Annotated in this window: 17 protein-coding genes; 6 read left to right on the forward strand and 11 right to left on the reverse strand. The window is 73.6% G+C overall.

Features of this window, described 5'->3' with window-relative positions; translation table 11 throughout:
• Positions 1 to 5: 5 nt before the first annotated feature.
• Positions 6 to 2,663 (reverse strand): tetratricopeptide repeat protein, encoded by a 2,658-nt coding sequence (locus ACFYP4_RS26295; RefSeq protein WP_388788534.1) that lies wholly within the window; start codon positions 2,661 to 2,663, stop codon positions 6 to 8.
• A 103-nt stretch (positions 2,664 to 2,766) separates the two neighbouring features.
• Here ACFYP4_RS26295 and ACFYP4_RS26300 point away from each other — a divergent pair, with 103 nt between their 5' ends.
• Positions 2,767 to 3,297: a DUF2165 domain-containing protein gene (locus ACFYP4_RS26300; protein WP_388788537.1), complete on the forward strand. Its 531-nt coding sequence runs from the start codon at positions 2,767 to 2,769 to the stop codon at positions 3,295 to 3,297.
• A 43-nt stretch (positions 3,298 to 3,340) separates the two neighbouring features.
• Here ACFYP4_RS26300 and ACFYP4_RS26305 read toward each other — a convergent pair whose 3' ends face one another.
• A complete protein-coding gene (locus ACFYP4_RS26305) occupies positions 3,341 to 5,935 on the reverse strand; it encodes a bifunctional FO biosynthesis protein CofGH (RefSeq protein WP_358849980.1) in 2,595 nt (864 codons plus the stop codon).
• A gap of 311 nt (positions 5,936 to 6,246) precedes the next feature.
• On the opposite strand from ACFYP4_RS26305, the gene ACFYP4_RS26310 reads away from it, so the two are divergent.
• The gene (locus tag ACFYP4_RS26310; RefSeq protein WP_358849979.1) at positions 6,247 to 7,755 is read left to right on the forward strand and encodes a CehA/McbA family metallohydrolase; all 1,509 of its coding nucleotides are present in this window, start codon (positions 6,247 to 6,249) and stop codon (positions 7,753 to 7,755) included.
• Positions 7,756 to 7,823: 68 nt separating this feature from the next.
• Here the strand turns inward: ACFYP4_RS26310 and ACFYP4_RS26315 are convergent, their stop codons facing one another.
• Both ACFYP4_RS26315 and ACFYP4_RS26320 read right to left on the reverse strand, forming a co-directional pair.
• Positions 7,824 to 8,540, reverse strand: coding sequence for a TetR/AcrR family transcriptional regulator (locus ACFYP4_RS26315; RefSeq protein WP_358849978.1), 717 nt, complete (start codon positions 8,538 to 8,540; stop codon positions 7,824 to 7,826).
• An 86-nt stretch (positions 8,541 to 8,626) separates the two neighbouring features.
• Positions 8,627 to 9,385 carry an SDR family oxidoreductase gene (locus tag ACFYP4_RS26320; protein ID WP_358849977.1) on the reverse strand — a complete coding sequence of 253 codons (759 nt, stop codon included), beginning with the start codon at positions 9,383 to 9,385 and terminating at the stop codon, positions 8,627 to 8,629.
• Positions 9,386 to 9,543: 158 nt separating this feature from the next.
• On the opposite strand from ACFYP4_RS26320, the gene ACFYP4_RS26325 reads away from it, so the two are divergent.
• Positions 9,544 to 9,939, forward strand: coding sequence for a nitroreductase/quinone reductase family protein (locus ACFYP4_RS26325; RefSeq protein WP_358849976.1), 396 nt, complete (start codon positions 9,544 to 9,546; stop codon positions 9,937 to 9,939).
• A 110-nt stretch (positions 9,940 to 10,049) separates the two neighbouring features.
• Here ACFYP4_RS26325 and ACFYP4_RS26330 read toward each other — a convergent pair whose 3' ends face one another.
• From ACFYP4_RS26330 to ACFYP4_RS26355, 6 genes are all read right to left on the reverse strand, one after another.
• Entirely contained in the window at positions 10,050 to 11,501 is a 1,452-nt protein-coding gene (locus tag ACFYP4_RS26330; protein ID WP_358849975.1) for an aldehyde dehydrogenase family protein, read from the reverse strand.
• A gap of 37 nt (positions 11,502 to 11,538) precedes the next feature.
• Positions 11,539 to 13,269, reverse strand: coding sequence for a D-aminoacylase (locus tag ACFYP4_RS26335; RefSeq protein ID WP_358850122.1), 1,731 nt, complete (start codon positions 13,267 to 13,269; stop codon positions 11,539 to 11,541).
• 31 nt (positions 13,270 to 13,300) lie between these two features.
• On the reverse strand, positions 13,301 to 14,419 hold the full coding sequence (locus ACFYP4_RS26340; RefSeq protein WP_358849974.1) for an LLM class flavin-dependent oxidoreductase: 1,119 nt from the start codon (positions 14,417 to 14,419) through the stop codon (positions 13,301 to 13,303).
• Positions 14,420 to 14,553: 134 nt separating this feature from the next.
• Positions 14,554 to 15,330, reverse strand: coding sequence for a glucose 1-dehydrogenase (locus ACFYP4_RS26345; protein ID WP_358849973.1), 777 nt, complete (start codon positions 15,328 to 15,330; stop codon positions 14,554 to 14,556).
• On the reverse strand, positions 15,300 to 16,244 hold the full coding sequence (locus tag ACFYP4_RS26350) for an LLM class F420-dependent oxidoreductase (protein WP_358850121.1): 945 nt from the start codon (positions 16,242 to 16,244) through the stop codon (positions 15,300 to 15,302). The genes ACFYP4_RS26345 and ACFYP4_RS26350 overlap by 31 nt, the downstream gene beginning before the upstream one ends.
• A gap of 117 nt (positions 16,245 to 16,361) precedes the next feature.
• Positions 16,362 to 17,609 carry an amidohydrolase family protein gene (locus tag ACFYP4_RS26355; protein ID WP_358849972.1) on the reverse strand — a complete coding sequence of 416 codons (1,248 nt, stop codon included), beginning with the start codon at positions 17,607 to 17,609 and terminating at the stop codon, positions 16,362 to 16,364.
• A 223-nt stretch (positions 17,610 to 17,832) separates the two neighbouring features.
• On the opposite strand from ACFYP4_RS26355, the gene ACFYP4_RS26360 reads away from it, so the two are divergent.
• Together ACFYP4_RS26360 and ACFYP4_RS26365 are read left to right on the forward strand one after the other, a co-directional pair.
• Positions 17,833 to 20,784: a BTAD domain-containing putative transcriptional regulator gene (locus ACFYP4_RS26360; protein ID WP_388788804.1), complete on the forward strand. Its 2,952-nt coding sequence runs from the start codon at positions 17,833 to 17,835 to the stop codon at positions 20,782 to 20,784.
• Between the two features lie 196 nt (positions 20,785 to 20,980).
• Entirely contained in the window at positions 20,981 to 21,184 is a 204-nt protein-coding gene (locus tag ACFYP4_RS26365) for a hypothetical protein (RefSeq protein ID WP_358849971.1), read from the forward strand.
• Between the two features lie 97 nt (positions 21,185 to 21,281).
• Here ACFYP4_RS26365 and ACFYP4_RS26370 read toward each other — a convergent pair whose 3' ends face one another.
• Positions 21,282 to 22,949 carry a FadD3 family acyl-CoA ligase gene (locus ACFYP4_RS26370; protein ID WP_388788545.1) on the reverse strand — a complete coding sequence of 556 codons (1,668 nt, stop codon included), beginning with the start codon at positions 22,947 to 22,949 and terminating at the stop codon, positions 21,282 to 21,284.
• A 112-nt stretch (positions 22,950 to 23,061) separates the two neighbouring features.
• On the opposite strand from ACFYP4_RS26370, the gene ACFYP4_RS26375 reads away from it, so the two are divergent.
• Entirely contained in the window at positions 23,062 to 24,234 is a 1,173-nt protein-coding gene (locus ACFYP4_RS26375; protein WP_388788548.1) for a lipid-transfer protein, read from the forward strand.
• Positions 24,235 to 24,236 lie beyond the last annotated feature (2 nt).

Below are 24,236 nucleotides of genomic sequence, written 5' to 3' on the forward strand. Positions count from 1 at the left end.
CCGTCTCACTCCCCGCCCTCGGCCCGCCGTTCGTGGACGGCGGCCCGCTGCTCCAGTGCCCACGCGTAGCCCGGCCTGAGTTCCAGGGCGCGGTTCAGGTCCGCGAGTGCGTCGGCGTGGCGGCCGAGGGCGTTCAGGCAGGCGCCGCGGCTCGCGTACGCCGACGCGTACGCGCCGTCCAGCGCGAGGGCCCTGTCGTAGTCGGCCAGAGCGTCCTCGTACCGGCCGGCGACGCGCAGGGCGTCGCCGCGCTCGCAGGCGCCCCACGCCCAGTCCGGCTGGGCCCGCACCGCCCGGTCGAGGTCGGCGAGCTGCCGGGCGTGCTCGCCGCGGGCGCGCCACACGCGGGCCCGGCGGGCCAGCGCCCACCCGTACTCCGGGTTGAGTTCCAGCGCCTGGTCGAGATCCGCGAGGGCCGCGTCGAGCTCGCCGCGGCTGAGCCGCGTGGCCCCCCTGGACGCCCAGGCGAAGGCCCGCGCAGGTTCGAGGGCGATCCCCCGGTCCAGGTCCCGGATCGCGGCGTCGTAGTCGCGCAGGATCCGCCGGTACTCCCCGCGCACGGAGAAGGCCCGGCCGTCGTCGGGGGCCAGCGTCACGGCGCGGTCCAGGTCGGCGAGGGCGCCCTCGTAGTCGGCCAGTTCGCCCCGGCTCATCGCCCTGCCCCGGTGGGCGCGGGCCAGTTCCGGATCGAGGGCGAGTGCCCGGTCGTACTCCGCCAGCGCCCTGGCGTGGGCGCCCGCACGCCGCAGGGCGGCGCCGCGGGCGGTCCGGGCGAGGGCCTGCCGGGGCGGGTCGAGCACGGCCCGGTTCAGCAGCAGGCCCAGCGCGGCGACGACGCCGGTGTCCGCAGCCCCCGCGCCGGCGTTCCCCGCTCCCGCGGCGGGCACATCGGTACGGGCATGCGCACCGCTTCCGGCGTCCGCCCTGCTCCCGGCGGGCGCATCGGTACCGGCGGGCGCACTGGTACCGGCGGGCACACCGGTGCCGGCGGGCACACGAGTACCGGCGGGCGCATCGCTTCCGGCGTCCGCCCCGCTCCCGGCGGACGCATCGGTACCGGCGAGTGCCTCGGACAGCTCGTGTCCCCAGCGCGCCACGTCCGCGGCGTCCGCGTCCTCGCCCGCGTCGACGAGGACCCGCGCCCACCGCCCGGCCACGGCCTCGCCCAGGTCGCACGCGAGGACCGCGTCCGCCAGCACCTCGGGCAGCGCGACCCGCGGGCGGGCGCACAGCAGGTGGTAGGACTCCGCGAGTCGCAGCTCCCGCCACCGCGCGTCGGCCCACGGCCGTCCGGCGTCCGGGCCCGTCTCCGTCTCGCCGCGCCACTGGGCGAACGTCCGCGCCAGGCGGGTGTGCCGCTCGGTCCAGCCGCGCGGCGAACGGTGCCGCTGGAGGCGCAGCATCGGTGCCCGTACGACGTCGTGGTACTGCACCCGGTCCCCGCGGTCACCGACGAAGGGCAGCTCCCGCAGCCAGGCGAACAGCGCGTCGGCCTCCTCGTCCGCACACTGGGCGGCCGCCTGGAACACGTCCGCGTCCAGCCGCCGGGGCAGCGCGCAGGCCAGCACCACGGCCCGGCGTACGGGGTCCTGCTCCCACTTCAGGAAGCGGTCCACGGCGGTGCCGCTGGGGTCGCCCACCTCGTCCGGTGCGGCGGGCCGGTGCGCGGCCAGGGTGGAGACGAGCACCGGCAGCCCGCCCGTCAGCCGCAGCACCTGCCGCACGACCGGTTCGGCGACGACGTCCCGGCGGGCGAGCAGCAGGCGCGCCTCGGTCTCGGTGAAGGGCCCAAGCGGCACGTCCGTGACGGAGTCCGCGAACCCGGCCCAGCGTGCGGTGTCCAGGGGACGCTGGCCGGCCGTGACGACCACGACGTTGTCCGGGAGGGCCGCGCCGTGGCGGTCCGTGCCCAGCACGTCGTGCAGCCAGCCGTCGAGGAAGGGCCCGGTGCGCTCGTAGGTGTCGAAGAACAGGACGATCCAGGGGACCTCGGCGGCGATCCCGGTCAGCTCGTCCAGCAGCACCGGGGTGAGGACCTCCTCGGGGGCGAGGACCAGCCGCAGGTCCTCCTGGTTGCGCATGCGGGTACCGACCGAGGCGCGCAACCGGTCGGCGCCCTGGGCGAGTTGCACCGGGTCGACGGCTCCGGCGAGGGCGCCGACGCCGGGCACGAGGCCGAGGCCCACGAGTCCGGCGCGGGTCGCCGCGAGGGCGAGCTGTGACGGCTGGGCCGGTGCGTCCGGTCCCTGCGGGTCTCCGGTCCCGCCGATCGCTGGTCCGAGGGCCGCCGCGACCGCCGTCTCCGCCTCGTGGCGGCGCTCGCGGTGGGCGGTCAGCAGCCGGTCGAGGTCCTTCGTCCGGTGCCCCTGGCGGGCGAACCGGGCGCTGATGGCCGCCATCGCCTCCGGCACACTGCCCACGGCCTCGTCGGCGTACACGGTCAGCGCCCCGCACTCCCGCGCGATCTGCTCCCACTCCCGCACCAGGCAGGTCTTGCCGACGCCCGCGTTGCCGTGCACGTGGAACAGGAACGTGTGCCGTTCGTCCTGCGGCCCGTGCTCCAAGTTGGCCCGGAACAGCGCACGTTCGGCGTCCCGTCCGACGAACGCGCGCCGACTGCGCTCGCTGATCACCTGCTGCGTCGAGGACCGCGCCCGCGCCATTAGCCGTTCCCTCCGCCCGTCCGCCGGTCAGACGGCCCCAGTCTGGCTCAACGCGCCGGAAAACGCCTGGGAGTCACCCCGTCCCCGACGACATAGTGGAAGCATGGCCGCCTCACGCCCCTCTCGCGCTCTCTCGCCCCTCTCCCTCGCCGCCACCCTCCTCACCGCCACCGTCGCGCTCTACATGGCGCTCGTCGCCTTCGGGAACATCACCGACTTCGGGACCAACCAGCAGTTCGTGCGGCATGTCCTCGCGATGGACACCACGTTCAAGGACGACGACCTGATGTGGCACGCCGTCGAGTCCAGGGCGCTGCAGGACACGGCCTATGTGGCGATCATCGTGTGGGAGACGCTCTCCGCGCTCGTGCTGGTCGCCGCCACCTGGCTGTGGGCGCGGCGCGGGAACACCGAGGCGCGGCGGTGGTCGACGTACGGGCTGGTGATGGTGATGCTGCTGTTCGGCGCCGGTTTCATCGGGGTCGGCGGCGAGTGGTTCGCGATGTGGCAGTCGGACACCTGGAACGGGCTCGACGCCGCGACCCGCGTCTTCACGCTGAGCGGGGTCGTGTTGCTGGTCGTGCACCTGCCGTTCGGCGGACGGGCGTCCTCGTCGGCGGACGGCGGGGCTTAGCGCACCGCGGGGCCGCCTCCGGCGGGAGGCGGCCCCGCGGCTTTCACTCCAGGACGGGCAGCAGCTCGGGCAGGTGGCCGTCGGAGGCGGCGGCGGCCCGCTGCCGCTCCTGCGGGACCTCGCCGTACAGCGTCGTGCGCGGCTTCGCCGGGCGGCCCGCCGCCTCGGCCACCGCGATCAGGTCCTTGACGGACTTGTAGGAGCCGTAACTCGATCCGGCCATCCGGGAGATGGTCTCCTCCATCAGGGTGCCGCCGACGTCGTTGGCGCCCGAGCGGAGCATCTCGGCGGCGCCTTCCGTGCCCAGCTTCACCCAGCTGGTCTGGATGTTGGGGATGTGGGGGTGCAGGAGCAGGCGCGCCATCGCGGTCACCGCGCGGTTGTCGCGGACGGTGGGGCCGGGCCGGGCGATGCCCGCCAGGTACACCGGCGCGTTGGTGTGGATGAACGGGAGCGTCACGAACTCCGTGAACCCGCCCGTTTGTTGCTGGATCCGGGACAGCGTGCGGAAGTGGCCGAGCCAGTGCCGGGGCTGGTCCACGTGGCCGTACATCATCGTGGAGGACGAGCGGATGCCGAGCTCGTGGGCGGTGGTGACGACGTCGATCCAGGTCGCCGTGGGCAGCTTGCCCTTGGTCAGGATCCAGCGGACCTCGTCGTCGAGGATCTCCGCGGCGGTGCCCGGGATGGAGTCGAGCCCCGCCTCCCTGGCCGCCGTCAGCCACTCGCGGACGGACAGGCCGGTGCGGGTGGCACCGTTCACCACCTCCATCGGGGAGAAGGCGTGGACGTGCATGCCGGGGACGCGCTCCTTCACCGCCCTGGCGATGTCGAAGTAGGCCGTGCCGGGCAGGTCGGGATGGATGCCGCCCTGCATGCAGACCTCCACGGCGCCCACCTCCCAGGCCTGCTGGGCGCGGTCGGCGACCTGGTCGAGCGAGAGCGTGTACGCGTCGGCGTCCGTGCGGCGCTGGGCGAAGGCGCAGAAGCGGCAGCCGGTGTAGCAGACGTTGGTGAAGTTGATGTTCCGCGTGACGATGTACGTGACGTCGTCACCGACCGCGGACCTGCGGACGTCGTCCGCGATCCGGCAGAGCGCGTCCAGGGCGGGGCCGTCCGCGTGCAGCAGGGCGAGGGCCTCGTCGTCGGTGAGCCTCGTCGGGTCGTCGGCGGCCGTCGCGAGGGCCTGGCGTACGTCGGTGTCGATGCGGGACGGCACCATCCCGGGCGCCGCCGCCTCCCGCAGTTCCGCCCAGTCGCCGTACACGAGGTCGAAGTCCTCGCGCCGGTCGCCGGTGCGCCCCTCTGTGTCGATGGTGCGGTGCAGGTCGGTGCGGCCCGTCGCCGTGAACGCCTCGTCGGGCTCCTGCCACGGGTGCCCCTCGACGACCGCGTCCGTACGGGCGAGACCCGTCTCCGGGTCCGCCAGCGCCCGTACGTGCGGCAGCAGCCGCGGGTCCAGCCACGGTTCGCCGCGCCGCACGAACTCCGGGTAGACGCACAGCCGTTCGCAAAGTTCGAAGCCCGCCGCCGCGGACTGCTCGGCGAGCGCGTCGATCCGCGGCCACGGCCGCTCGGGGTTGACGTGGTCGATCGTGAGCGGTGAGACCCCGCCCCAGTCGTCGATGCCGGCGCCGATCAGCCGCCCGTACTCGGAGTCCACCAGGTTGGGCGGCGCCTGGAGGCAGGCGGACGGTCCCATGATGTGCCGGGCGACCGCGACCGTGGCGATCAGCTCGTCCAGCTCCGCGTCCGGCATCCCGCGCATCGCGGTGTCCGGCTTGGCGCGGAAGTTCTGGATGATCAGCTCCTGGATGCCGTGGTAGGCGCGGGAGACGCGGCGCAGCGCGAACAGCGAGTCGGCCCGCTCCTCGTACGTCTCGCCGATTCCGATCAGCAGCCCGCTGGTGAAGGGGACCGAGGAGCGGCCCGCGTCCTCCAGGACCCGCAGCCGGACGGCGGGTTCCTTGTCGGGCGACCCGTGGTGGGGGCCGCCCGGCTCGCTCCACAGCCGGGTGGCGGTGGTCTCCAGCATCATCCCCATGGACGGGGCGACCGGCTTCAGCCGCTGGAAGTCGGTCCACGACAGCACGCCCGGGTTGAGGTGCGGCAGCAGGCCCGTCTCTTCCAGGATCCGGACGGAGACGGCCCGTACGTAGGCGATCGTGTCGTCGTAGCCGTGCGCGTCCAGCCACTCGCGGGCCTCGGGCCAGCGGTCCTCGGGCTTGTCGCCGAGGGTGATCAGGGCTTCCTTGCAGCCGAGTGCGGCGCCCCGGCGGGCGATGTCCAGCACCTCGTCCGGGGACATGAACATGCCGTGCCCGGCCCGGCGCAGTTTGCCCGGCACGGTGACGAACGTGCAGTAGTGGCACTTGTCGCGGCACAGCCGGGTCAGCGGGACGAAGACGCTCTTGGAGTACGTGATGACGCCCGGGCGGCCCGCCGCGGCGAGCCCGGCGTCCCGCACGCGGGCGGCGGACGCGGCCAGGTCGTCCAGGTCCGCGCCGCGGGCCCGGAGCAGGACGGCCGCCTCGGTGACGTCGAGCGCGACGCCGTCACGCGCGCGTTTGAGCGCGCGCCGCATGGAGTTCGCGGTCGGCCCGGTTCCGGAGGCCTCGGAAGTCGCGGAAGTCGTCATCCGTCGAGCATACGATCGGCGTGATCAGCGGAAACCGGGACTGTCCGATTCGTGCCGCCGGACCGGGTTCCACCGGATGCCGCCGGACCGGGTTGCACCGGATGCCGCCGGTCCGGGTTGCACCGGATGCCGCCGGTCCGGGACGGGGCGCCGTACGCGCGTCGCCGGGCGCCGCGGGTCCGGAGCCGGTCACCTACGCCTGCCGTCGGCCCGATGGCCGCGTATCCCCTTCCCTTGCACCGGAGTTCACGGGTGAATAGCACGGTGGTTCGCGCCACCCCCGTCCCTCAACACACCCCGGGAGCAGCAGCATGTGCGACGACGACCACGGCATCGGCAGACGCGCGCTGTTCGTGGCGGGAGCCGCCGCCGCGCTCACGCTGGGAAATGTGGAGTTCCCGAGCGGCGCCCACGCGGCGGACGGTCAGGAGACCAGGACCGTCCGGGGCACCCTGCCCGCCGGCTCACCCGATTTCGTGTATCTGCCGGTCGACGTCCCGTCGGGGGTACGGGAGTTCAGGGTCGCGTACACCTACGAGAAGCCGTCGGTGCCGGCCGGCACTCCGGGCAACGCCCTGGACATCGGGCTGTTCGACGAGCGCGGCACCGAGCTGGGCGGCGAGGGCTTCCGCGGCTGGTCGGGCGGCGCCCGCTCGGAGTTCTTCGTCCGGGCGGACGACGCGACACCGGGCTACCTCCCGGGGCCGGTCCGCGAGGGCACCTGGCACATCGCCCTCGGCCCGTACACGGTGGCGCCGCAGGGCCTGCGCTACGAGGTCACCGTCACGCTCACCTACGGCGAGCCGGGCGCCGCGGTGAAACCGGTGTACCCGCCCGCCCGTGCCAGGGGGCGCGGCAGGGCCTGGTACCGCGGCGACTGCCACCTGCACTCCTGGTACTCGGACGGCCGCCGCACCCCGGCGGAGATCGCCGCGCTCGCGCGTGCCGCGGGCCTGGACTTCATCAACTCCTCCGACCACAACACCCATGCCGCACACCCCCATTGGGCGGACGTGGCGGGCGACGACCTGCTGATCATGCTCGGTGAGGAGGTGACGACCCGCAACGGTCACGTGGTGGCCCTCGGCACCGACCCGGGCACCTTCGTCGACTGGCGCTACCGGGCCCGCGACAACCGCTTCGGCAGATTCGCCCGGCGGATCCGGCGGGCCGGCGGCCTGGTGGTGCCCGCCCACCCGCACGCGACGTGCATCGGCTGCGGCTGGAAGTTCGGCTTCGGCGAGGCGGACGCGATCGAGGTGTGGAACGGCCCCTACACGCCGGACGACGAGATCGCGCTGGCCGACTGGGACGCGATGCTGGTCGCCTCCGTGCGGGCGGGCGACGCCTGGATCCCCGCGATGGGCAACAGCGACGCCCACCGCGACCCCGACCGGGTCGGCCTGCCGCAGACCGTCGTCCTCGCCGACGACCTGACCCGCGAGGCGGTCCAGGACGGCATCCGCGCCGGCCGCTGCTACGTCGCCGAGTCCCGGTCGGTGTCGCTCGCGTTCACGGCGAGCGGCCCGAGGGGCGAGCACGCCGGGATCGGCGAGCGGCTGCGGGTGGACCGGGACGCCCCGGTGACCGTCCGGCTGGAGGTGACGGGCGCCGCGGGCTGCACGGTCCGCCTCGTCACCGACCAGGGCGTGCTGCTCACCTCGGCCGTGCCGGACTCCGGTTCCGGCACCACCGAGTGGCGGACGACGCCGGCCTACGCGGCCTACGTACGGGCCGAGGTCCGGCACGCTCCTACGGCACCGGGCCTGCCGGGCGCCCTGGCCGCGTTCACCAATCCGGTGTTCCTGGGGCGGCGGTGAGGGGCGGGCCGACGGCGGGGGTTCCCGGCGGGCCGGGGGTCAGGTCTGCGGGTCGTCGGCCAGGCGGGTCAGGTCTGCGGGTCGTCGGCCAGGCGGGTCAGCCATTCGGTGAGGAGGGCGCCCTCGGCCGGGGTGAGCGACGGGCTCGGGGCGCGGCGCAGGACGGCGGCCAGCCGGGCCGCCGAGGACGGGACCGCGGCACTGTCGGCGCCGGGGTCGTCCGCGGGGGCGCCGGCCATGGCCTCGGCTGTGAAGACGGCCGCGTGCACGGCGTCCCGGACGCGCCGGGAGATGCCCGGGTCGTCGAAGGTCGCCGGCCGGGACACCAGCATCAGGGAGACCCCGACGTTGGCGGACATGATCATCTGGGCGGCCAGTTCCGGGGAGAGCCGCAGCTTGCCCTGTTCGGCGGCCCGGCGCAGGTCCGAGGTGAGGATCCGGTGGGACTCCAGGGCGGCGGCCGGGGGTGTGCGCATCGCCGGGGAGTTCATCAGCCGGTAGAGGCTGGGGTTGCGCAGCGCGAAGTCGGTGTGGGTGTCCCAGCCGTCGCGCAGGTCCTCGACGGGGTCCGTGCCGGGGGTGCGCTCGCGTTTGGTCGCCAGGTACCGGCCGAAGCCGTGGTCGACGACGGCCGAGAGCAGTCCCTCCTTGTCCCCGAAGTGCCGGTAGAGCGCGGGCGCCCCGACCCCGGCCGCCTCGCACACGGCGCGGGTGGAGACGTCCCCGTCCGGGGATTCGGCGACGAGGGCGGCCGCCACTTCGAGAATGCGCGCTCTGGTACTCACGGGAGCGACGCTACCCGCCCCCGTAGCGGCGTTACCCGCGGCAGCGCCTCTCATCAGGGCGGACCGGGGTGGCGGGGGCCCGGCGCTCAGACGATGCCGCCGTTGGCGCGCAGCACCTGGCCGTTCACCCAGCGTCCGGGGCCCGCGAGGAAGGCGACGGCCTCGGCGATGTCCCCCGGGGTGCCGAGGCGCTCCAGCGGTGCCTGGGCGGCCATCCGTGCGACGGTCTCCTCGTCCTTGCCGTCCAGGAACAGCGCGGTGGCGGTGGGTCCGGGGGCCACCGCGTTGACGGTGATGTCCCGCCCGCGCAGCTCGCGGGCCAGGATCAGGGTCATGGCTTCGACGGCGCCCTTGGTGGCGGCGTACGCGGCGTAGCCGGGGAGGGCGAGGCCCACCACCGAGCTGGAGAAGTTGATGAGGGCGCCGCCCGCGCGCAGCCGTCGCGCGGCCTGCTGGTCGACGACGAACGTGCCGCGGATGTTGGTGCGGTGCATCCGGTCCAGGGCGTCGAGGTCGGTGTCGGCGAGCGGGGCGAGGGTCATGACGCCCGCCGCGTGGACGACCACGTCGATGCCGCCGAAGGCGGTTTCGGCGGCGTCGAAGAGGGCCGCCACCTCGGTCTCCTCGGCCACGTCGGCGCGGAAGGCGACGGCCCGGCCGCCCTTGCCGGTGATGGCGGCGACGGCCTTGTCGGCCTCGGCCCGGTTGCCCGCGTAGTTGACGACGACGGCGTATCCGTCGGCGGCCAGGCGCTCGGCGGTCTCCCGGCCGATCCCGCGCGAGCCGCCGGTGACGATCGCGACGCGGGTGCCGGTGGCCGTGGCGGTGGTGGGCTGCTCGCTCATGGCGCTCTCCTCGTCTCGGTGGGGCAGCGGTGCGGCGCCCCGATGAAAGCAACGCTAACACCTTATGCGTAGCAACGCTACCTACGCTCGTAGCAACGCTACGGGCGGCACGGGGAGTACCTTCGGCGGCAAGGAGCCGGGGACGGGAGAGACGCGGGATGTCGCGGTACGACGAGGTCAAGTTCCGGGCGGTCACGGCCTTCCAGCGGCGGGTCGCCAACCCGCTGCTGCGGCGGCTGCCGTTCCAGACGCTGCTGGAGACCACTGGACGGACCTCGGGCCTGCCGCGCCGGACACCGGTCGGCGGGCGCAGGACCGGGCGGACGTTCTGGCTCGTCTCCGAATACGGGGAGAAGTCGCAGTACGTACGGAACATCCGGGCGGACCCGCGGGTCAGAGTCCGGATCCACGGCCGTTGGCACCACGGCGTCGCCCACCCGATGCCGGCGGACGACACCCGGGCGCGGCTGAGGACCCTGCCGCGCCTGAACAGCACCGCGGTCCGCGCCCTCGGCACGCGTCTGCTGACGGTACGCGTCGACCTGACCGACTGAGCGCGGCCCCGGCGCGGACCGCTCGCCCGTCCGGCGTGCCCGAGCGGACGCCCGGCCCGGTGCCGGCCCGGCGGGAGCCCGCTCCGGTGCGCTCCCCGGGATCCGGCCCCTCACCCCGCCCAGACGATCGACTGCACCTCGCTGTACGCGTGCAGCGCGTACGACCCCGCGTCCCGTCCCACTCCGCTCTTCTTGAAGCCGCCGAACGGCGCCTCCATGTTGCGGCCCACGGTGTTGACGCCGACGCCGCCCGCCCGCAGCCCGCGGGCCACCCGGAAGGCCCGGGCCACGTCGCCGGACCAGACGTAGTCGATCAGGCCGTAGTCGCTGTCGTTGGCCAGCCCGACCCCCTCGTCCTCGTCGTCGAAGGGCACCACCACGACCACCGGCCCGAAGATCTCCTCACGGACCACCCGCATGCCGGGGGTGCAGTCGGCGAGCAGGGTCGGGGCGACGTAGAACCCGCGTGCGTGGGGCGGCCGGCGGCCTCCCGTGACGACCCGCGCCCCCTCCTCGCGCCCCAGTTCCACGTACGACTCGACCCGGTCCCGGTGGGCCGCCGAGATCACCGGTCCGACCACCGTGCCGGACTCGCGCGGATCCCCGATCGTCAAGTGCCCGGCGTACGCGGCGAGACGCTCGACCAGCCGGTCGTGCACGGACCGCTGCACCAGCACCCGGGTCGGCGCCGTGCAGATCTGCCCGCTGTAGAACGAGAACGTCGTGCCGATCCCGGCCACCGCCGACTCCAGGTCCGCGTCGTCGAAGACGACCGCCGCCCCTTTGCCGCCCAGCTCCATCAGCTGCCGTTTCATCCCGCGCCCGCACACCTCGGCGATGCGCTGCCCGACGGCGGTGGAGCCGGTGAAGCTCACCATGTCCACCTCGGGCGAGTCCACGGCCGCCTGCCCGGCCTCCGCCCGCGAGCCGCCGACCACGTTCACCACCCCCGGCGGCACGCCCGCCGCCTCCAGCGCCTCGGCCATCCGGTAGACCGAGAGCGGGTCCTGCGGGGCGGGCTTCACGACCACCGTGTTGCCCATGGCCAGGGCGGGCGCGACCTTGCCAGCGGCGTTCGCCCAGGGGTTGTTGTACGAGGTGACGCAGCTGACCACGCCGACCGGCCGGCGCGCGGCCAGCGCACCCATCACCGCCGCAGGACCGAACGGCCCGGCCTCGTTGACCTGCGGCAACAGCGGCTGCTCCACCGGCTCCACGCGCGCGTACCGCTGGAAACGGGCCGCGGCGACCCCCACCTGCATGGCGCGCGCCGTGCCCGTCGTGGCGCCGCTCTCCGCCTGCGCGAGCTCCGCGCAGGACATGAGGTCGCGCCGGATGAGCCCGGCGGCCCGGGCGAGAACGGCGGCCCGCTCCTCGGCGGGCGTGCGGGACCACGCGCCGAAGGCCTCGCGGGCGGCGGCCGCCGCCGCGTACACCTGCTCCCGCGACGCCTCCGGGGCCAGCCCGACGACTCCCTCGGTCGCCGGGTCGGTCACCTCGTAGAACCCGTCGTCGGGCGGGACCCACGAGCCCCCGACGAACAGCCGCTGCCCCTCGCTCACCCGGCCCCCTCGGAGCGCGGCCGTGGCCCGCGGGCGCTCACCGGGTGCTCACCGTCCGGGTGTCGCGCCCGGAGCGCAGCACCCTGCCCGGTACGGCACCGGTCACCACGTCGTCGCGGATCGACTCGACTCCGTTGACCCACACGGCCGTGATCCCGATCGCCCTCGAGTCGAGCCGGGGGCCGTCTCCCGGGAGGTCGTGCACCAGCGTGGCCTTGCCCGCGTCGATCCGCGCCGGGTCGAAGAGCACCAGGTCGGCGTGGAAGCCCTCCTCGATCCGGCCGCGCCCGCGCAGCCCGAAGAGCCGCGCCGGGTCGTCCGTGAGCATCCGCACCGCCTGCTCCAGCGGCACCAGCCTGCGTCCGCGCAGGCAGTCCCCGAGGAAGCGGGTGGTGTACGGCGCTCCGCACATGCGGTCCAGGTGGGCGCCCGCGTCGGAGCCGCCGAGCAGGACGTCCGGGTGCTGCCAGGTCTTCGCCCGCAGCGCCCAGGAGTCCGGGTCGTTGTCGCTCGGCATCGGCCACAGCACCGTGCGCAGGTCGTCGTGGGCGCAGATCTCGACGAGGCACTCGAAGGGTTCCTGGCCGCGTTCGGCCGCGATGTCCCGCACGACCCGGCCGGTGAGGCCCTCGTTCGCGGGGCTGTAGGTGTCCCCGATGACGTACCGCCCGAAGTGGGCGAGCCTGCGGAAGACGCCGGCCTCCCTGCTGTCCGCCCGCCGCAGCAGCTCCGCCCGGACCCCGGGGTCGCGCAGCCGCGCGATGCGCTCGGGCACGGGCAGGCCGAGGACCTCGCCCCAGCCGGGGATCAGGTTCAGGGCGCAGAAGGTGCCGAGCGACATGTTCATGGGGGTGAGGATCGGCATGGTCAGCGCGACGATCCGGCCGCCGGCCCGGCGCGCGCGTTCGCTCGCCTCCAGCTGGCGGGGGACGCGCTCGGGCACGGCGGCGTCGATCGTCAGGACGTTCCAGTTCAGGGGCCGTCCCGCCGCCGCGCTCATCCCCACGAGCAGGTCGATCTCGTCGTCGTCGAACCGGTCGAGGCAGCCGGCCACGATCGCCTCGATCTGGGTGCCCTCGTGGTCCGCCACCGCCCGGGCCAGCGCGAGGAGTTCGGCGGGCCGGGCGTGGCGTGAGGCGACCGGCTTCCCGTCGCCGTCCGAGTGCGTGGACGACTGGGTGGTCGACAGGCCCCAGGCGCCCGCCTCCATCGCCTCGTGGAAGAGGGTGAGCATCCGGGCCAGCTGTTCCGGGGTCGGCTGCCCGCCCACCGCGTCCGGGCCCATGACGTACCGGCGCAGCGCGCAGTGTCCGACCATGAAGCCCGCGTTGACGGCGATCCGCCCCTCCAAAGCGTCCAGGTACTCGCCGAAGGAGTGCCAGTTCCAGGGTGCCCCCTCCTCCAGGGCGACCAGGGACATGCCCTCGACCCTGGACATCATGCGCCGGGTGTAGTCGGCGTCCTCGGGGCGGTCCGGGTGGAGCGGGGCGAGCGTGAAGCCGCAGTTGCCGCCCGCGACGGTCGTCACGCCGTGGTTCAGGGACGGGGTCGCGTAGGGGTCCCAGAACAGCTGGGCGTCGTAGTGGGTGTGCGGGTCGACGAAGCCGGGGGCGAGGACGAGGCCGTGCGCGTCCTCGGCGGTCCTCGCCCGCTCGGTGATCCGTCCGACGGCGGCGATCCGGCCGTCGCGGACGCCGACGTCGGCGGTGTACGCGGGTGCGCCCGTCCCGTCCACGACGGTCGCGCCCCTGATCAGGTGGTCGAGCATGGCCACGTCCCTTCCTCGCGTCCGTGCCGTCTCACGCGGACCGGCGGAACCGGGTCGTGCGGTGCACCGGATCCGTGTCGATCTTCGGAATGACGTGCTCGCCGACCAGCCTGATCGTCTGGAGCGTCTCCTCGGAGGAGATGCCGATGGGCAGTCCGAAGGAGAGCTGGTCGGCGCCCGCCTGCTCCCAGCGCTTGCACTGGGTCAGCACCTCGTCGGGGTCGCCGCAGATCAACAGCTCCTCGGCGATGAGGAGTTCGATGATCTCCTCGTTGAACTCGGGCAGCGTCTCGGGCCAGACGGGGAAGCCCTCGGGCCGCGGGAAGGTGTCGTGGTAGCGGAAGACGAGGGACTGGAGGTAGTGCAGCCCGCCGCCGGCGGCGATGCGCACGGCCTCCTGGTGCGTGGGCGCGCAGACGGCCGTCGAGGTCACCATCACGTTGTCGTTGACGAAGTCCCCCACGGGCCGCGCGTCGACGATCGCGGTCTTGTACTGCTCCAGCACCCACTCCATGTCGGAGACCTTCTGCACGCTGAAGCCGAGCACGCCGAGGCCCTTGCGGGCGGCCATGGCGTACGAGGGCGGCGACCCGGCGGCGTACCACATGGCGGGGTGCGACTTCCCGTACGGCTTCGGAAGGATCTTGCGCGGCGGGAGCTGCCAGTGCTTGCCCCGGAACCCGGCGTACTCGTCCTGGAGCCACATCTTCGGGAACTCGGCGATGGTCTCCTCCCAGATCTCCTTCGTGTAATTCATGTCGGTGACGCCGGGGATGAAGCCGAGGATCTCGTGCGAGCCGGCGCCCCGGCCGGACCCGAACTCGAAGCGGCCTTCGGAGAGGTGGTCGAGCATGGCGACCTTCTCGGCGACCTTCACCGGGTGGTTGACCTGGGCCAGCGGGTTGAAGATCCCGGAGCCGAGGTGGATGCGCTCGGTGGCGTGGGCCAGGTAGCCGAGGAAGACGTCGTTGGCGGAGAGGTGCGAGTACTCCTCCAGGAAGTGGTGCTCGGACGCCCAGGCGTACTTGAAGCCGGACTTGTCCGCCTGGATGACGTACTCGGTCTCCTCCATCAGCGCCTTGTGCTCCGCGAGGGGGTCGGTCTCGGCGCGTTTGCCCACGTATCCCTGTACAAAGATCCCGAATTCCACGGCGGTTCACCGTCCCTGTCACTGACGACGGTGTTTCTGACGCACCGTCAGATATGTTGGGTGCGACTGTTCCACCGGACCCCTGGACCGTCAAGAGCTGACGACGCGTCAGCCACGGCCCGCGACCCGGTACCTCACACGACGCTCACGCCCGCCAGCCAGCCGCCGTCGATCACGAACGGCTGCCCGGTGATGTACGAGGAGTCCTCGCAGGTCAGGAAGAGGGCGAGCCGTGCCACCTCCTCCGGCCTGCCGATCCGGCCGAGCGGCACGAGCCTGCCGTACAGCTCCTCCAGCGCCCTGGCACTCACCGCGTTGTCCGCGGCCGGGTCCAGCTGGGACGGGTCGCTCATCGCCGTGTCGACGGCGCCCGGGCAGACGGCGTTCACGCGGATCCCCTTCGCGGCCAGTTCAAGGGCGGCCACCCGGGTCAGCCCGACGATGGCGTGCTTGGTCGCCGCGTAGGCCCCGACGTACGCCATCCCGGTCAGTCCCGCGTACGAGGCCGTGTTCACGATCGTCCCGCCGCCCGCCGCGGCCAGCTCCGGCGCGACGGTCCTGATCCCGAGGAAGACACCGACCTGGTTGACCTGCACCACCTGCAGGAACTCCTCCAGCGGGGTGCTGACCAGCTCGTTGAAGCGCAGGATGCCGGCGTTGTTGACCAGCCCGTCGATCCGTCCGTACGCGTTCTTCGCGGCCTCGACGGCGGCCCGCCAGTCGCCCTCCCGGCCGACGTCGAGGTGGACGTAGCGCGCCCCGATCTCCTCGGCGAGCGCCTCGCCCCGGTCGTCGAGCACGTCCGCGAGGACCACCTCGGCGCCCTCCCCGGCGAAGAGCCGCGCCTCCTGCTCGCCCTGCCCGCGTGCGGCGCCGGTGATCAGGACGACGCGTCCGTCCAGCTTGCCCATGGCTCTCCCTGGTCGAGGTGGGGCGCGACCTCCGCGCCGAAAGCGGCCATCTGGTCGAGGAGTTCGTTCCGGCCGCGGGAGCGGAACCGCACCTGGATCTGGTGCACCCCCATGGCGGGATAGGCCCGCAGCGACTCGGCGAGCGCCTCCGGCGTCCCGCTCAGCGTCCGCCGCCCGACGTCCCACACGGGCTCGCCCACGTACAGCGGCTCGGTGATGGCCCCGACGACGAAGGGCCCGGTGATGCCCGCGTCCGCCCGGAGCCGGCGCACTCTCGCGATCCGCTCCGGGAGCCGGCCGCGCGGATCGCCCTGCGGCAGCCAGCCGTCACCCCGGAGCGCCGCCCGGCGCACCGCGGCGGGCGAGGAGCCGCCGATCCAGACGGGGACCCGGTCCTGCGCGGGCCGGGGGCGCTGCCCGAGGCCCTCGAAGTCGTACGCCTCGCCGTGGTGCGCGGGGTACTCGTCGGGCCCGAGCGCGGCGCGCAGGGCCTCGACGCACTCGTCGAGCACCGGGCCGCGCCGCTCGAAGTCCGCGCCCAGCGCCTCGAACTCCTCCCGTACGTGACCGGCGCCGACGCCGAGGATCAGCCGGCCGCCCGACAGATGGTCGAGGGTCGCGTACTGCTTCGCGGTGACCAGGGGGTGGCGCAGCCCGACGACGGCGACGTGGCTGAGCAGCCGGACGCGTTCGGTCACGCCCGCCAGGAAGGCCAGCGTCGCGACGGGGTCGTACCAGACGGTGCCCATGGCGTCCGCGAGACGGCGCGGGATGGCCACGTGGTCGCAGCTCGCGAGGTAGGCGAAGCCGTGGCGGTCGGCGGCGCGGGCGATCTCGACGAGGTCGCCGGGGCCCGCGTGCGCCTCCCAGGGCTCGGCGTAGAGGGTGCTCTGCGACTGGACGGGAAGCTGCATCCCGTAGACCGGTCGCCCGTGCGGCGGATTCTCCAAGGCACAACCTTCCCGACGTGCCGTCATGTGGGCGCTCGTGGTGTCGTCCGGTGGTTCACCGGACTCGGTGCGGGCCGGGTCTCAGGCGGCCCAGAGCCCGTCCTCCGTCAGTCCCAGCAGCTCGATCGCGTTGCGCCGCACGATCCGGTCGACCACGTCCGGGCCGAGGTGGCCCATCTGGGCCTCGCCGACCTCGCGGGACCTGGGCCAGGTGGAGTCGGAGTGCGGGTAGTCGGTCTCGTACAGGACGTTGCCGACGCCGATCGCGTCCAGGTTCCGCAGGCCGAAGGCGTCGTCGAAGAAGCAGCCGTACACGTGTTCCGCGAAGAGCTCGGACGGCGGCCGGTGGACCTTGTCGGCGACGCCGCCCCAGGCGCGGTTCTCCTCCCACACGACGTCGGCGCGTTCGAGGATGTAGGGGATCCAGCCGATCTGGCCCTCGGCGTACATCACCTTCAGGTTCGGGAAACGCTCGAACTTGCCGCTCATCAGCCAGTCGACCATCGAGAAGCAGCAGTTGGCGAAGGTGATGGTGGAGCCGACGGCGGGCGGGGCGTCGGCGGAGGTCGAGGGCATGCGGCTGCTGGAGCCGATGTGCATGGCGATGACCGTGCCGGTCTCGTCGCAGGCGGCGAGGAAGGGGTCCCAGTCGTCGGTGTGGACGGAGGGGAGCCCGAGGTGGGGCGGGATCTCGGAGAAGGCCACGGCGCGGACTCCGCGGGCCGCGTTGCGGCGCACCTCCCGGGCCGCGACTTCCGCGTCCCAGAGCGGGATGAGCGTCAGCGGTATCAGCCGTCCCGCCGCGGCCGGACCGCACCACTCCTCCACCATCCAGTCGTTGTAGGCCCTGACCCCGAGCAGGCCCAGCTCGCGGTCCTCGGCCTCGGTGAACGTCTGACCGCAAAAGCGCGGGAAGGTGGGGAAACAGAGCGCCGACTGGACGTGGTTGACGTCCATGTCGGCCAGCCGGTGCGCCACGTCGTACGACCCGGGCCGCATCTGCTCGTAGGTGATGATCTCCAGCTTGATCTCGTCGCGTGCGTAGCCGACGGCGGTGTCGAGGCGGGTGAGCGGGCGGCGCAGGTCCTCGTACACCCACCAGTCGCCGATGGGCCCGTCGTCGCCCGGAGCGCCCATGACGGGCGCGAACCTGCCGCCGAGGAACGTCATCTCCTTCAGCGGCGCCCGGACGACGCGCGGGCCGCGGTCCCGGTACCTCGCCGGGAGCCGGTCCTGCCAGACGCCCGGCGGCTCCACGGTGTGGTCGTCCACCGAGATGATCCTGGGGAAGGGGGGCGAGGGGCTGTCCGCGCTTCGCGTGGTCTCCATACGAATCACCGTAGCGCCGATCTGACGCCCCGTCAGCTCCCTGTCGTGCCTGCCGTACCGCCGCTCGACGCGGCCGGCTCCGCACCGATCCGTGAGGAGAGCGTGTGAGGACCTTGTGCCGTACCGTGCGCCCCCCTGTGATGGCTGTCTCCCACGGCTGACGCATCCGCCATGAACAAGGCAAACTGGCCTCGTTGTCATGACGGTCGGCAGGGGGACGGCGATGGACGGTGTACCGCGAGTGCCGGAGCAGCGGAGCCCCGAGGATTCGGCGGCGCTGCGCTTCGGCGTGCTCGGACCGGTGCGCGCCTGGCGCGGGCCGGAACCCCTGCCCATGGGATCACCGCAGCAACGCGCGCTGCTCGTCGCGCTGTTGCTGCGCGAGGGACGGACGGCGACGGCCCCCGAACTCATCGACGCGCTGTGGGGCGAGAAGTCCCCGCCCCAGGCCCTGGCCGCCGTCCGCACCTACGCCTCCCGGCTCAGGAAGGTCCTCAACCCCGGGGTGCTCGTCAGCGAGTCCGGCGGCTACGCCGTCCGCCTCCCGGACCCCGGCGCACTCGACCTCGCCCGGGCCCAGCAGCTGGCCGCCGACGCCGAGAAGGCCAAGCACACCGGGGACCTGTGCCGGGCCCGCGCCCTGCTCAACGAGGCGCTCGGCCTGTGGGACGGGGAACCGCTGGCGAGCGTCCCCGGCCCCTACGCCGACACCCAGCGGACCCGGCTGGAGGAGTGGCGGCTCCAACTCCTCGAAACCCGCCTCGACATGGACCTGGAGCAGGGCTGCCACGCGGAGGCCGTGTCCGAGCTGACCGCGCTGACCGCCGCCCACCCGCTGCGCGAACGCCTGCGGGAACTGCTCATGCTGGCGCTGTACCGCTCCGGGCGGCAGGCCGAGGCCCTCGCGGTGTTCGCCGACACCCGGCGCCTGCTCGCCGACGAGCTCGGCGTCGACCCCCGGGCGGACCTCCAGGAGCTCCAGCAGCGCATCCTCCGCGCCGACCCCGGGCTCACGGAACCCTCCGCCTCGCCGGCGGAGCCTCCCCCGGCGCCCGTCCGTCCCGCCCAGCTTCCCGCCTCGGTCACCGACTTCACCGGCCGCGCGTCCTTCGTCCAGGAACTGGGCGACGTGCTGGCCGCGGCGTCGACGGCCGAGGGCCGGGTGATGGCGGTCTCGGCGCTCGCGGGCATCGGCGGCGTCGGCAAGACGACCCTGGCCGTGCACGTCGCGCACCGCACACGCGGCGCCTTCCCGGACGGGCAGCTGTACGTGGACCTCCAGGGCGCCGGAGCACGCGCGGCCGAGCCCGAAACGGTCCTGGGGGCGTTCCTGCGCGCCCTCGGCACCCCGGACTCCGCCATCCCCGACTCCCTGGAGGAGCGCGCCGCGCTGTACCGGTCGGCCCTGGACGGCCGCCGCGTCCTGGTGCTGCTGGACAACGCGCGCGACGCCGCGCAGGTACGTCCGCTGCTGCCCGGGACGGAGGGGTGCGCGGCGCTGGTCACCTCCCGGGTGCGCATGGTGGACCTGGCCGGGGCGCACTTGGTGGACCTGGACGTCATGTCCCCCGAGGAGGCCCTCCAGCTCTTCACGCGGATCGTCGGCGCGGAGCGGGTGACGTCGGAGCGGGAGGCCGCGCTGGACGTGGTCGCCGCCTGCGGGTTCCTCCCGCTCGCCATCCGGATCGCCGCCTCCCGGCTGGCCGCGCGGCGCACCTGGACCGTCTCGGTGCTGGCCGCGAAGCTCGCCGACGAACGCGGCCGCCTGGACGAGCTCCAGGCCGGCGACCTCGCGGTGAAGGCCACCTTCGAGCTCGGCTACGGCCAGCTGGAGCCGGCCCAGGCCCGCGCCTTCCGGCTGCTGGGCCTCGCCGACGGCCCCGACATCTCGCTCGCGGCCGCCGCCGCGGTGCTGGACCTCCCGGCCGAGGACACGGAGGACCTCCTGGAGTCCCTCGTCGACACGTCCCTCCTGGAGTCCGCCGCCCCCGGCCGCTACCGCTACCACGACCTGGTCCGCCTCTACGCGCGTGCCTGCGCCGAACGCGACGAACACCCGCCGACCGAGCGGGACGCGGCGATGTCGCGGCTCCTGGACTTCTACCTGGCGACGGCGGCGGGCGTCTACGCGATCGAACGGCCGGGGGACCGGCTGGTGGATCACCTGGAGCCGACCAAGTACCCGGGGGTGCGGTTCGCCGACCGCCACGCCGCCCTGGACTGGCTGTACGCCGAGGCCAACTGCCTGCTGGCCTGCGTCCACCAGTCCCTCGGAGACGACAGGCTGAGCAGAGCCGTGGATCTCCTCTGGGCCGCGAAGGACCTCGCGGAGTCCGGCGCGAACGCCCGTGACTACGGCACCAACGCCGTCCTCGCGCGCGACGCCGCCGAACGCGCGGGCGATCCGCGCGCCGAGGCCCGGGCCCGCACGGCCCTCACCGAGGCGCACCTGGCCGGCGGCCGCTTCGACCGGGCGGCGGAGGAGGCGGAGCACGCCGAGGCCCTCGTCCGCCGGATCGACGACCCCGCCCTCAACTGCTGGGTGCCCAACCACCTCGGCGTCACCGCGGTCTACCGCGGGCAGCACGGGGCGGGCGCCGCGTACCTCCAGCAGGCGATCACCTGCTTCCGGGCCGACGGCAATCTCGCGGGTGAGGCCAGCGCCCTGTGCAACCTGTCACGCGCCCACCTCGCGATGGGGCAGACGGCCAGCGCGATCGCCCTCGCGGAGCAGGGCATCGGCGTCTACGACCGGCTCGGGCACACCCTGCGCGGCGCCAACGGACGCTACGCCCTCGGGCTCGCGCTCGCCCAGGCAGGCGACCTCGGCAAGGCCGTCGCCCAGCTGACCGAGGCACTCGACGTCTTCCGGGACAGCCGTCAGCGGCTGTGGGAGGGCATGTCCATCTTCCGCGTGGCCGAGGTCCGCCTGACCCAGGGCAAGCCCGCGCTGGCCGCCGCGCTGGCCGAGCAGTCGCTCGCCGTGCTGCGGGGCATCGGCGGCGACTGGCGACGCGGGAACGTGCTGACCGTCCTCGGGCGGGCGCTCAGCGCGATCGGCCAGACCGACCGCGGCCAGGCCTGCTGGCGGGAGGCCCTTACCATCTACGAGGACCTGGGCTCGCCCGAGTCCGCGGAGGTACGGAGCCTGCTCTCACCGCTGGCGGCCGCGTAGGTCCCTGCCGCACGGACGTTCATCGTTCGTTTATCGCGCTGCGCCACTCTGAGTTCGTCGATCCGTCGCGTCGGGGGGCAGACGGACCGCCACGAGGCCCATCACATATGGTGAACGGCCTTGTCAGCCCGCCCGGCGGCCTCGGGGGAGTCGCCGGGCGGGCTGTCTCACCACACTTAACGGGGAGTTGAACACGATGGCCCAGAAGAAGACAGACGGCACCGTCAAGCCGCTCGACACGCACATCACCGACGCGGACGCCGGCACGGTGAAGCCGCTGGACACGCACATCACCGATGCCGACGCCGGCACGGTGAAGCCGCTCGACACGCACATCACCGATGCCGACGCCGGCACGGTGAAGCCGCTCGACACGCACATCACCGACGTGAAGGCCTGACAAGCCACCCGTCGAGGGGGATCGGCCGCGGCGGCGCGGAGGGGGCGCCGTCGCGGCCGAGGCGTGTCCGGGGGACGTCCGGGGGACCGGGCCCGGCTCAGCTCCTGGAGCCGGGCCGGTTGGCCTTGCGGACGGCGGGGACGGGGGCCGGCGGGCGGGTGTCCTCTCCCCGCCCCCGCAACTCCCCCTTCACCACCTTCCCGCTCGCGTTGCGGGGGAGACTCGGGACGAATTCCACCGTGCGTGGGACCTTGTAGTTGGCCATCTCGCGGCGGGACCAGGCGATCAGGTCGTCGGCGGTCAGGGTGGCGTGCGGGTGGCGCACGACGTAGGCCTTGCCGACCTCGCCGAGGCGGGCGTCCGGGACGCCGACGACGGCGACGTCGGCCACGTCGGGGTGCAGGCCCAGCAGTTGCTCGATCTCCGCCGGGTACGCGTTGAAGCCGCCGACGATGAACATGTCCTTGATGCGGTCCGTGATGCGGAGGTTGCCGTCGGGGTCCAGGACGCCGACGTCACCGGTGCGCAGCCAGCCGTCCGGGGTGAGCACGGCCTCCGTGGCGGGCGCGTCCTCGAAGTAGCCCCGCATGACGTTGAAGCCGCGGACCAGGACCTCGCCGGGGGAACCGGCCGCCGCCCCGGCACCGGACGCGTCCACCACCCGTACCTCCGTGCCGGGGACGGCCCGCCCCGACGTCGAGGCGATCACCGCCGCCGCGTCGCCGCGCCGGCACATGGTGACGATCCCGCTCGCCTCCGAGAGCCCGTACGCAGTCAGCACCGTGTCGATCCTCAGCTCCGTCCTCAGCCGCTCCACCAGGCGCAGCGGGACCACCGCCGCTCCCGTCACCACGAGCCGCAGCGCCGAGAGGTCGTGGGCGTCCCGAAACGGGTGGTCCAGGAGGGACTGGAGGAGGGTGGGCGGCCCGGGCAGGACCGAGACGCGTTCAGCGGCGACGTTCGCCAGCACCGTGTCCACGTCGAAGACGGGCTGCGGGATCATCGTCGCGCCCCGCATGAGGCATGCCACGATGCCCGCCTTGTAACCGAAGGTGTGGAAGAACGGGTTCACGATCAGATAGCGGTCGCCCTCCCGCAGCCCGGACAGCTCGCACCACACGGCGTAGGCGCGCAGCGTCTGGGCGTGGGTGATCACCACGCCCCTGGGCCGGCCCGTCGTCCCGGACGTGTAGACGAGGTCGGAGGGCGAGGAGCCGTCGAGGGCGTCCCCGCGCGCCCGGACGTCCGCCGCCCCGACCTGCTGCCCGCTCGCCAGGAAGTCCCCGAAGGTACGGAAGTCGGCGGGGGCGTCGTCCGAGAGCACCACGACCTGCTCCAGGTGCGGCAGCCCCGGCAGCGGGCCCCGCCCCGCGCCCTGCCCCGCGGCCCGCCGCAGGGACGCCACGTACGACGTCCCGAGGAACGTGCCGGTCACGAACAGCAGCCTGGCCCGGCTCCGGGACAGCACGTACGCCGCCTCCGCGCCCTTGAACCGGGTGTTCAGCGGGACCAGCACCGCACCGGCGCACACGGCGCCGAGGGCCGAGACGATCCAGTCCAGGGTGTTGGGCGCCCAGACCGCCACCCGGTCGCCGGCCCGCACCCCGTTCGCCAGACAGGCCGCCGCCGCCCGCTCCACGCGCGCGCCCAGCTCCGCGTACGAGAGGCGCGTACGGCCCTCGACGACCGCCTCGGCGTCGCCGTACCGGTCGGCCGCGGCCCGCACCAGCCCCGGGACGCTGCCCCATTCCAGGTCCCCGCGCATCGCACGCCTCCCCATGACCGGACGACCGGACGTACCACTGGCTGACTGTCCGTCAGATTAGCTGTAGCCTGACGCTCTGTCAGCAGCCGTGACCGCGCGCGGAGGTGTGCCCATGGCGGGCAAGGGGACGGGAAGCCCGGCGGGAATCAAGGACGCCACCGCCGTCGTCGGCATCGGACAGACGGCCTTCGCGAAAGAACTGGCCGAATCCGAGAAGACGCTGGCCTGCCGGGCGATCCTTTCCGCCCTGGACGACGCCGGGATCGCACCCGCCGAGGTCGACGGACTCGCCTCCTACACCATGGAGGAGACGGACGAGGTCGAGGTCGCCAAGGCGGTCGGGTTCGGCGACCTCACCCACTTCAGCAAAGTGGGCTACGGGGGCGGCGGTTCGTGCGCCACCGTCGCCCATCTCGCCGCCGCCGTCGCCACCGGACAGGCCACCGTCGGCGTCGCCTGGCGCTCACGCAAACGGGGCAGCGGGCCCCGCCCGTGGCGGAACACCACCGTCCAGCTCCCCACCCCTGCCCAGTGGACCCGGCCCTTCGGGCTGCTCAGACCGGCCGACGAGATCGCCATGCTGGCCCGCCGCTACATGCACGAGTACGGCGCCACCCGCGACCACCTGTTCAACGTCGCCCTCGCCTGCCGCAACCGCGCCAACCAGAACCCGGCCGCCATGATGTACGAGCGCCCGCTGACCCGCGAGATGTACATGACCTCCCGCTGGATCAGCGAGCCCCTCTGCCTGTTCGACAACTGCCTGGAGACGGACGGCGCGCTCGCCTGCGTGGTCGTCCCGGCCGAGCGGGCGCGCGACTGCCGCCACCGGCCCGTCTACGTCCACTCCGCCGCCCAGGGCCTGCCCGCCCAGCACCACGGCATGGTCAACTACTGGAACGACGACCCCCTCACCGGCCCCGCCTGGACCGCCGCCCGGCATCTGTGGAAGCACGCCGACCTCACCCCCGAGGACGTCGACGTCGCCCAGATCTACGACGCCTTCACCCCCCTCGTACCGCTCTCGCTCGAGGGCTACGGCTTCTGCGGACGGGGCGAGGGCGGTGCCTTCACCGAGGGCGGCGCGCTGGAGACCGGCGGCCGGCTGCCCCTCAACACCGGCGGCGGCGGCCTCTCCGAGGCGTACGTGCACGGCTTCAACCTCATCAACGAGGGCGTCAAGCAGCTGCGGGGCACCAGCACCGCCCAGGTCCCCGGCGCCGCCACCTGCCTGGTCACGGCCGGGGAAGGCGTTCCGACCTCCGCCCTCCTGCTCAGGAACTGAGG

Source organism: Streptomyces sp. NPDC005551 (assembly GCF_042871785.1).
Taxonomy (GTDB): domain Bacteria; phylum Actinomycetota; class Actinomycetes; order Streptomycetales; family Streptomycetaceae; genus Streptomyces.